Raw genomic sequence first — 8,472 nt, forward strand, 5'->3', positions numbered from 1 at the left:
ACTCTACCGTCGCCATTTTTAAGTATCAATGCTATTTATAGTTACAGCGTCAATAAGTAATTAACTAATTGATTGTACTCGTCGTAAGTACGAATTTCGTTGGCCAAAACAATGTATTTATTGTTCACAACCACACCTGGAACCCCTCTTAACGTGCTGGCTGCAAATTGTTTGTCAAAGCCTTTCTGCATTGAGTTTACGGCAAAGCTATTGTAAGCGGCATCAAACTTCTTACCTTCTACGCCATTATCAACGAAGAGCTGTTTCAGCTCAGCTTCATCTTTTGGCGCTTGTCGCTTTTGATGAATTTGGGCAAACATGGCAGGAATCATTGTATCTTCAACCCCGAGCGACACCATCGTCGCGTAGGACTTGGCCATCGGAATCGCCATATCTCCGCCCATGAACCCCACATGTACCTTTTCAAACTTTGCCTCTTTTGGCAGAGCAGGTTTTAAACGCTCAATAAGCGACTCGAACTTATAGCAATGTGGGCAATAAAAAGAAAAGAATTCCGTCACAACAGGTTTCGATGCTTTCTTAACATCCAGAACTTTGTAGTGCTTCCCTTCTTCAAATTGCGCTGCATGAGCGGTAAAAGTCAGTAAAAGTGCGCTACATAAGGCAAGTAGTTTTTTCATTGTTTATTTCCTTGTGGCATTCAAATGCCAAATCATTTCATTTGGTAAAAAGGGGGGAAACCCCAAGTAATTTGAGATGAGGAATTAAACAATCGGAGGACGATAAAGCTTGGTGATCACTGTCACTACTTTTTCGACTAGAGGCCTATCAATCAATGCAAGGCTATAAGGAAGAAGCAGTAAGTCGTTTTGAGATAAGTTGGCGGGAATTTTGACCATGCAGGAAGAGCTACAACTCGTGTGAGATTGTTGTGCCTTATTGATGGCTGACTCATCGTGATGTAATTCTACGCAGTCGTCATTGACGCCAAGTTGTTTGTGCAGAGCAGCCTGTTGAACAATAATATCGCGTACTTCAATTGTTTTCACCGGGGCTGAAGCCTTTGCCATAGGAGCGACACTGCTCAAAAGCATAGCGGCTAAACAAACTATCGCGGTCAACAATGTACGGTTAAACTTCAACATAGCTACATCAACAAAAATGGTGATTTAAGATAATACATGATAACGATTTGACTTCAAGATACGGACTCTGAGTTCCGCCTCACCTAAAAACTTGGTACGTTAACGGTTCCATATCCTTGAGGCTTCTCAATACCGCTCCCCTCTACACGAACTCATAGCGATTAAGCTATTCATCATTTAGATAGTTCTTCACCTGATACCAGCGACAATTCGATAAAACTTGAAATCGTTATGAAACACGAGTAATAGTTAGAACAGTTTTTGTACGAACAAGGAAAGATCAATGCTTAAAAAGAGATTCTTTAAGACAAAAGATGAAGTTGAAGTCACGTTCGAGCTAGATAAAGACCAGTGGGACTCCATCCATATTGCTGGGGATTTTAACAACTGGCAGCCAGAACCGATGAAGTTAGTGAAGAAAAGCCGTCAATTTAAATTTAAAACGCGCTTACCTAAAGAGCAGAATGTTCAGTTCCGCTACTTGCTCAATGATGCAAAGTGGGAAAACGATCCTCAAGCCGACGCTTATGTTCCCAATGCTTTTGGCAGCGACAACAGCGTCGTGTGCACCACCGAATAAAACGTAAGTTCACTCTAATATTCCATATTAAGGCGCAGCAGTTGCGCCTTTTTTAGCCTCTTCATAATGTGATTAATGATTAAGTTTGAATCATTACTTGGGGTATTTATCGAATCAACTCATCCGATAACCTTATTCTGAGAAAGCTTTATTTGAAATAATTCGTAAATTTGTTTAAGTTCCAGTGATATTAAATATTGTATACATCACTCAAATGAACGCACAACAAGTCAAACCATCTTTAATCATCGTGGAAGACGATCCCAAATTACAAGCTATGCTGGGAGAGTATTTTGTTGAACAAGGTTTCCAGGTCAAATGTATCGACAACGGGACAGACGCACCGGAAGCGATTATTGACACACAGCCAGACGTGGTTTTGTTAGATTTGATGCTACCTGGACAAGACGGCCTGAGCGTATGTCGTCAAATCCGTGAATGCTACAAAGGCAAAGTGTTGATGCTGACAGCGAGTGATGACGACTTCGATCACGTCGCCGCATTAGAAATTGGCGCCGATGACTTTGTTACCAAGCCAATCAAACCTCGCGTGCTGCTGGCACGCATTCGCATGCTATTGAGAAGAAAAGAGGCAGCCTCTACCGAGTCCGAAAACGGTCTACAAATTGGAGTGCTGTGTTTAAACCGATTACGTAAATCATGCGTCATGAACCAGGAAGAAATTGCGCTGACTGACGGTGAGTTCGATTTATTATGGGTTCTCGCAACACACGCAGAAAAAACACTCTCACGTGAGTGGTTAACGAAAACACTACGTGGTATTGAGTACGACGGTACAGATCGCACCATTGACAACCGTATTGTGACATTGAGAAAAAAACTAGGTGATGCCTCTTGCTCTCCACAAAAAATCATCACGGTTCGCGGCAAAGGCTACCTATTTATGCCTGATGCATGGAATGAATAATGAGACGGATTTATCTGGAAAGCTTTGTCGGTCTTATCATTCTATTTATGGTGAGTTTGTGGGGTTACGAATTCTTAGTCTATGAGATCAACACAGATTACGATTACCTGCTACAAGAGCAAGAAGGTCAAGCTTTCCACGATCTTATCTATCCTATCTACGAAGAGCACGGACTAGAATACACTCAACAACAGCTTGAGCAATTTGCCACGTCCAGCCATCGCTTGTTGATTCCTCACACGCTCGAAGAACTTCCAGAGGACATCAGAAAAGCATTTGAAAGTGACACCTCTGTTAACGTTGCTTACGACGAAGAAAGGGATATATGGTTCCGCCTAGATGCGGACACCCCTATTTTCAAAATGATCGATGATCCGGATAGCTCAGTTATTCAGGCGATTAACTTTGATGACAACATTGTATGGTTATTCTTTTTAGCCGGATTTGCTCTGTATTGCATACTGCTGATCTGGTTTTTGAGTCGTCGAATTCGTGAGTTAGAAAGAGTCACGGTCGAGTTTGCTTCAGGCAACTTCAAAGCACGAGCAAGCACCTCAAGTGCCAAGTCCGTTGGAACGCTGAACAAAAGCTTTAATACGATGGCTGACAAAGTTTCTCGCCTGATCACTAGCAATAAAATGCTGACCAATGCAGTTGCGCATGAATTACGCACTCCTATTTTTCGTTTACAGTGGCAAGCTGACTTGTTATCGGACTCTACATTAACCGAACAACAGAAAAAGCATGTACGTAGTATCGTCGAGGACATTGACGAGATGGAAGACATGGTTGAAGAGCTGCTTTATTACGCCAAAATGGAACGCCCAGATACGGCGTTGCAAACAGAAAACGTAGCGCTCGCCAAGTTAGTTAATGAGTTAAAACAGAGATGGCAAAAAGAGACCAAATTATCTATCTCACTCAATGAAACAAACTCTGAAAACGCGCGCGCATTCGCCGATCCAAAACTGCTAAAACGTGCCTTGGATAATCTGCTACGCAATGCAATGCGATACGCAAATACTCAAATTATGGTTGAGATAAAAAGTGATCAGCAAAGCTGTTTAATCCATGTACATGATGATGGTATAGGCATAGAAGAGCAGCATTGGCCTCACCTTTTTGAAGCATTTTATAGCGCGGATGAGTCCCGAAACAAAAACACGAGTGGATTTGGGCTCGGTTTGGCAATCGTCAGGCAGATAATGGAACTTCAACATGGTGAGGTTTCGATTTCTCATAGCCCACTTGGTGGTGCTTGCTTCACACTTCGTCTTCCAAAATCAGACAGTTAAGTTAACGTCTTTCCTCCTTTACAGAAGACGACACTTCAATACACTCCAGCGACAGAGCTCAACAATAAAACAGTGTACATTTAATCCATAAATTCACAGAACAAATGGATAATACTCATGTACAAACCTTTTATTCTGGTTATGACGCTTGCCTCTACTCTTAGCGCTTGTACTTATAATCAAAAGCCTGTTGTCGACATGACCAATGTTGATCCTGCTAAATATGAACAAGATTTTCTTTATTGCCAAGGGTATGCGGACAACGTAGACAAAACGGAAGCTGCAAAATCTGAAGCCGCTAATGGCGCAGTTACAGGTGCACTAATTGGGGCAGCAGCTGGAGCGCTAGAAAGCGGGATAGGTGGGGCTGCTGTGGGTGCCGCTGCAGGCGGTGCTGTAGGAGCAGGGGCCGGAGCGTTGAGTGGAAGCAATGACTCCACCAAAACACAATCTCTTGTACTGCGAAAATGCCTTCAGAATAAAGGCTATACCGTCTACGACCTTGATTAATTCAACTCTTTTTTCTTATTCAAACCCTATATCGTTGTGTGATGAATGCCATTCACAAATGTTTCACGCAAGAACGATTAGTCTCTTTTCATCGTTTGGATAGATGCACAATTTAAATTATTAAGCTGTAGTAAGGTCATATTTTGAAGCCAGGAAAAACAGGTCTACGCCGTGTCATGGATGCGACCGGCTATTCATTTCAGGGATTGAAAGCCGCATGGAAATACGAAGCCGCCTTCAGACAAGAATTGATTCTAGCCTTAGTGCTTTCCGTCTGTGCTTTTTTCCTTCCAGTCACCACATTTGAAAGAGTACTGATGATCAGTAGCCTGTTATTGGTCCTGATCGTCGAACTTATTAATTCCGCCGTAGAAGCGGTTGTCGACCGTGTTAGCGATGACTGGCACGAGCTCAGTGGTAGAGCCAAAGATATCGGCTCGGCTGCAGTATTTGTTGCGCTCACTCTTGCCCTTTTTGTTTGGGCTTCGTTCTTGCTCTGATTTTGATTCAAGACATTTACTTATGAAGACACATAATTTGCAACAGAAAGGTATCTCGTACGTTACCTTTACTTTCTTGTTGGCATTCTATTTCGCGCTGGTTGTAAACATTCCTATTTACAAAGAGCTGAATGGTATTTTTTCAAGCCTAGATAATGTCAAAATTGGTTTTATTATTACGATACCCATTTTCTTTCTTGCCGCGCTCAATTTCCTTTTTAACTTATTTAGTTGGCCTTGGGTTGGAAAACCATTCTTTATTACTTTGCTCATAATTTCGAGTATGGTTAGCTACGCAAGTTACAACTATGGCACACTTTTCGATTCTGGAATGATTGCTAATATTGCTGAAACCGATTCGAGCGAGGCAAGATCTTACCTGAGTACTTATTCTGTAATCTGGACGCTACTTATGGGGGGCGTCCCTGCGATGATTGTCTATAAGGTCAAGTTGCAATCTCAGCGCCACCAATTGCTGTATTTTTCTCTCACGAAGTTGGTGTCGATGTTGTCATCTCTTGCAGTAATTGCTGTTATTGCCAGTGTTTACTACCAAGACTATGCATCTGTCGGTCGCAATAACAGCTATCTGAAAAAAATCATTATTCCCACTCAATTCGTTTACAGCGCGACTGGGTATGTAAAGGAGAAATACTTCACCACGCCAGAACCGTACCGCGAGATTGGAATCGATGCAAAGCAGTCAGATAGCGCAGTAAAGCAAGCACAGAACAAGCCGACACTACTGGTGTTTGTTGTCGGAGAAACCGCTCGAACGCAGAACTACCAACTCAATGGCTATAAGCGAGATACAAACCCTTACACCAGTAAGCTGGATGTGATTTCATTTCAAGAGGTTGCGTCTTGTGGCACTGCAACTGCAGTATCTGTGCCTTGCATGTTTTCTCAGCTCACGCGAAGCGAGTTTGAACGGACCAAGGCAGATAACCAAGACAATGCTCTCGACATCATGCAGCGCGCTGGAGTGGACCTCATCTGGAAAGAAAATGATGGCGGAGACAAAGAAGTCGCCCACAAGATCAAGAAAATTGAAGTGAACCGAAAGCAAGCAAGTCCTATGTGTAATGGCCAAACTTGTTACGACATGGCGTTATTAGATCATTTTGATCAGGAAGTCGCGGATATGCACGGTAACCGAGTGGTCGCCATGCACCTTATAGGAAGCCACGGTCCGACCTACTTTCAGCGTTACCCAAGAGACAACGCCTTCTTTAAACCAGACTGTCCACGTGCAGATATCGAAAACTGTAGCGTCGAACAAATCGTGAATACGTACGACAATACGATACGCTACACTGATCTTGTGTTGGCAGAAACCATCAACAAACTCAAAGCATTAGAGTCTCAATATAATACCGCTCTCATCTACTTATCGGATCATGGTGAATCATTAGGCGAAAACGGATTGTTCTTACATGGCATGCCTTACGGCCTTGCACCAGACTTCCAAAAACGTGTTCCTTTGCTCATGTGGCTATCTTCCGGCTTTAAGCAAGTGAAACAAATCAACACCGACTGTTTGTCGAATGAAGCGCAAAAGGCAGGCCAGTACTCACATGATAACGTGTTCCACTCTTTATTAGGCGTTATGGATGTACAAACTCAAGCCTACGACGGCAAGTTGGATATATTCAAAGATTGCCGCACGACTTCCTAAGTGGACCAACAAAGCCTGACTCAAAATGTGAGTCAGGCTCTTTTCTAACAAGGCATTTAAACTCATCAGCTTGCCAAGCGTTATACTACAACCTGCCATCCATACATGAAATAAGGACTAGGATGAAAATTGGTATTATTGGTTTAGGAGATATTGCTCAGAAAGCATACCTTCCCGTTATCACTCAGCTTCCAAATATCGAACTTGTATTTTGTACCCGCAACGCAAATGTACTTGAGAGTCTGGCTAAGCAATATCGAATCTCAGAGACCTGTCAAGACTACCAGCAGCTTCTGCACTTTGGCGTAGATGCTGTCATGATTCATGCGGCAACAAGCGTACATCCTCAAATCGCAGCATTCTTTTTGCAACATGGAATCCCAACCTTTGTCGACAAACCATTAGCGGACAATGCTGATGACGTGGAAAAACTGTACGATATTGCCGAAAAAGAAAAACAACCACTTTATGTGGGCTTCAACCGACGTCATATTCCGCTTTACAACCAACACATGCCAGAGGTACAGCAAGGCAACATTTCTGACCTAAAATCGCTACGCTGGGAAAAGAACCGTCACCAACTACCAGGCGATATTCGTACCTTTATATTTGATGATTTTATTCACCCATTAGACAGTATTAACGTGACAGCCAAAACCGATTTAAAAGAGGCTTACATAACGCATCAGCTTGAGGGTGACCAATTGGCGCGTTTAGATATTCAGTGGCAACACGGAGATACTTTACTCCACGCTTCGATGAATCGTCACTTCGGTGTGACTATGGAGCGCGTTCAAGCTTGTTATGCTAACAAAGCAGTGGAATTCGACTCTTTCGTTGAAGGGAAACGATGGCAAGCGAACCAAGAGCAAAAAATCAATTTGAAAGATTGGACGCCAATGCTGACGAGCAAAGGTTTCCATGCGATGTTGCTCGACTGGTTTAGCGTCGTTGAATCTGGAAAAATCGCTAGTGAAGTAGTGAAACGCAACATTGCTAGCCATCAGTTAGCAGAGCAAATTTGTCAATATATCGAGAAAGTTACCTCTAGGTAGCTTAATTCTTGGCTATGTGCTTAATCGAGTATTACGCTCTATACTAAAACAAACGTAGCTTCAGAGAGTCATTCATTCTCTGTTAATACTTATGCGGCTATTCTATCAAGCAAGTGAATGAGGGAACGGCTCACGTTCATTAACGGATCGGTTGGTGGTTTTAGTTTTACATTACGATCCCCTCAGGAACCAGCATCATCACATTCAAGAGTAAAGGAAATAGAATGAGAACACTCGGTAACATCATTTGGTTTGTATTTGGTGGCGTATTTATGGGGTTGCTATGGTGGTTTTTCGGTATCTTAGCCTTTATTAGCATCATCGGAATACCTTGGGGGCGTGCGTGTATCGTTATGGGTAATTTTTCCTTTTTCCCATTCGGAAAAGAAGCCATTTCACGCGATGAATTGACCAATGAAATGGACATTGGTACGAGCCCTCTAGGCGTTATCGGTAACGTCCTTTGGTTTGTCTTTGCAGGCCTTTGGTTAGCAATCGGTCACGTACTTTCCGCCGCAGCGTGTTTTGTAACCATCATTGGTATTCCGTTTGCACTCCAACACCTGAAGCTTGCGGTTATTTCACTCGCACCAATTGGTAAAACGGTTGTGTCGTCAGAAGAAGCTGCAATGGCTCGGTACAATATCAACCGCTAACAAACAGCCAATATACTTTCTATCCTCTGGGCCGTCGTGCTCAGAGGGCAACTCCCGTCAAAAGTAAGCCTATTATCGCTATCGCATATTCAATAATGGTTGATTGTATATCCATACCGTCACCTTTAAGTTGAAGTTCATCCTAGCTCTGCACTACTTTACTT

Annotated in this window: 10 protein-coding genes; 8 read left to right on the forward strand and 2 right to left on the reverse strand. The window is 42.9% G+C overall.

Features of this window, described 5'->3' with window-relative positions:
- Positions 1 to 41: 41 nt before the first annotated feature.
- Together CAG69_RS19280 and CAG69_RS19285 are read right to left on the reverse strand one after the other, a co-directional pair.
- A complete protein-coding gene (locus CAG69_RS19280; RefSeq protein WP_005396351.1) occupies positions 42 to 641 on the reverse strand; it encodes a thiol:disulfide interchange protein DsbA/DsbL in 600 nt (199 codons plus the stop codon).
- An 84-nt stretch (positions 642 to 725) separates the two neighbouring features.
- The gene (locus tag CAG69_RS19285; RefSeq protein WP_074190469.1) at positions 726 to 1,106 is read right to left on the reverse strand and encodes a hypothetical protein; all 381 of its coding nucleotides are present in this window, start codon (positions 1,104 to 1,106) and stop codon (positions 726 to 728) included.
- A gap of 283 nt (positions 1,107 to 1,389) precedes the next feature.
- On the opposite strand from CAG69_RS19285, the gene CAG69_RS19290 reads away from it, so the two are divergent.
- From CAG69_RS19290 to CAG69_RS19325, 8 genes are all read left to right on the forward strand, one after another.
- Complete coding sequence (locus tag CAG69_RS19290) at positions 1,390 to 1,686, forward strand: isoamylase early set domain-containing protein (RefSeq protein ID WP_005396349.1); 297 nt, start codon at positions 1,390 to 1,392, stop codon at positions 1,684 to 1,686.
- Positions 1,687 to 1,900: 214 nt separating this feature from the next.
- Entirely contained in the window at positions 1,901 to 2,614 is a 714-nt protein-coding gene (locus tag CAG69_RS19295) for a response regulator (protein ID WP_005396348.1), read from the forward strand.
- The gene (locus CAG69_RS19300; RefSeq protein WP_048624808.1) at positions 2,614 to 3,909 is read left to right on the forward strand and encodes an ATP-binding protein; all 1,296 of its coding nucleotides are present in this window, start codon (positions 2,614 to 2,616) and stop codon (positions 3,907 to 3,909) included. Before CAG69_RS19295 ends, CAG69_RS19300 begins: the two co-directional genes overlap by 1 nt.
- Positions 3,910 to 4,026: 117 nt before the next feature.
- Entirely contained in the window at positions 4,027 to 4,419 is a 393-nt protein-coding gene (locus CAG69_RS19305) for a glycine zipper family protein (protein WP_005396344.1), read from the forward strand.
- Positions 4,420 to 4,562: 143 nt separating this feature from the next.
- Positions 4,563 to 4,919 (forward strand): diacylglycerol kinase, encoded by a 357-nt coding sequence (locus tag CAG69_RS19310; RefSeq protein WP_012842368.1) that lies wholly within the window; start codon positions 4,563 to 4,565, stop codon positions 4,917 to 4,919.
- A 22-nt stretch (positions 4,920 to 4,941) separates the two neighbouring features.
- On the forward strand, positions 4,942 to 6,597 hold the full coding sequence (locus CAG69_RS19315; protein ID WP_161445728.1) for a phosphoethanolamine transferase: 1,656 nt from the start codon (positions 4,942 to 4,944) through the stop codon (positions 6,595 to 6,597).
- A gap of 122 nt (positions 6,598 to 6,719) precedes the next feature.
- Positions 6,720 to 7,652: a Gfo/Idh/MocA family protein gene (locus CAG69_RS19320; RefSeq protein WP_161445729.1), complete on the forward strand. Its 933-nt coding sequence runs from the start codon at positions 6,720 to 6,722 to the stop codon at positions 7,650 to 7,652.
- A gap of 224 nt (positions 7,653 to 7,876) precedes the next feature.
- Positions 7,877 to 8,308, forward strand: coding sequence for a YccF domain-containing protein (locus CAG69_RS19325; protein WP_005373685.1), 432 nt, complete (start codon positions 7,877 to 7,879; stop codon positions 8,306 to 8,308).
- Positions 8,309 to 8,472 lie beyond the last annotated feature (164 nt).

Source organism: Vibrio sp. V43_P6S15P86 (genome assembly GCF_009904725.1).
GTDB classification, from domain to species: Bacteria; Pseudomonadota; Gammaproteobacteria; order Enterobacterales; family Vibrionaceae; genus Vibrio; species Vibrio diabolicus.

Excerpts from the sequence above, each read along its gene's own strand:
- CAG69_RS19300 (WP_048624808.1), top strand. The coding sequence starts at position 2,614 with ATGAGACGGATTTATCTGGAAAGCTTTGTCGGTCTTATCATTCTATTT.
- CAG69_RS19280 (WP_005396351.1), bottom strand. The coding sequence starts at position 641 with ATGAAAAAACTACTTGCCTTATGTAGCGCACTTTTACTGACTTTTACC.
- CAG69_RS19285 (WP_074190469.1), bottom strand. The coding sequence starts at position 1,106 with ATGTTGAAGTTTAACCGTACATTGTTGACCGCGATAGTTTGTTTAGCC.
- CAG69_RS19325 (WP_005373685.1), top strand. The coding sequence starts at position 7,877 with ATGAGAACACTCGGTAACATCATTTGGTTTGTATTTGGTGGCGTATTT.
- CAG69_RS19290 (WP_005396349.1), top strand. The coding sequence starts at position 1,390 with ATGCTTAAAAAGAGATTCTTTAAGACAAAAGATGAAGTTGAAGTCACG.
- CAG69_RS19305 (WP_005396344.1), top strand. The coding sequence starts at position 4,027 with ATGTACAAACCTTTTATTCTGGTTATGACGCTTGCCTCTACTCTTAGC.
- CAG69_RS19295 (WP_005396348.1), top strand. The coding sequence starts at position 1,901 with ATGAACGCACAACAAGTCAAACCATCTTTAATCATCGTGGAAGACGAT.
- CAG69_RS19320 (WP_161445729.1), top strand. The coding sequence starts at position 6,720 with ATGAAAATTGGTATTATTGGTTTAGGAGATATTGCTCAGAAAGCATAC.
- CAG69_RS19315 (WP_161445728.1), top strand. The coding sequence starts at position 4,942 with ATGAAGACACATAATTTGCAACAGAAAGGTATCTCGTACGTTACCTTT.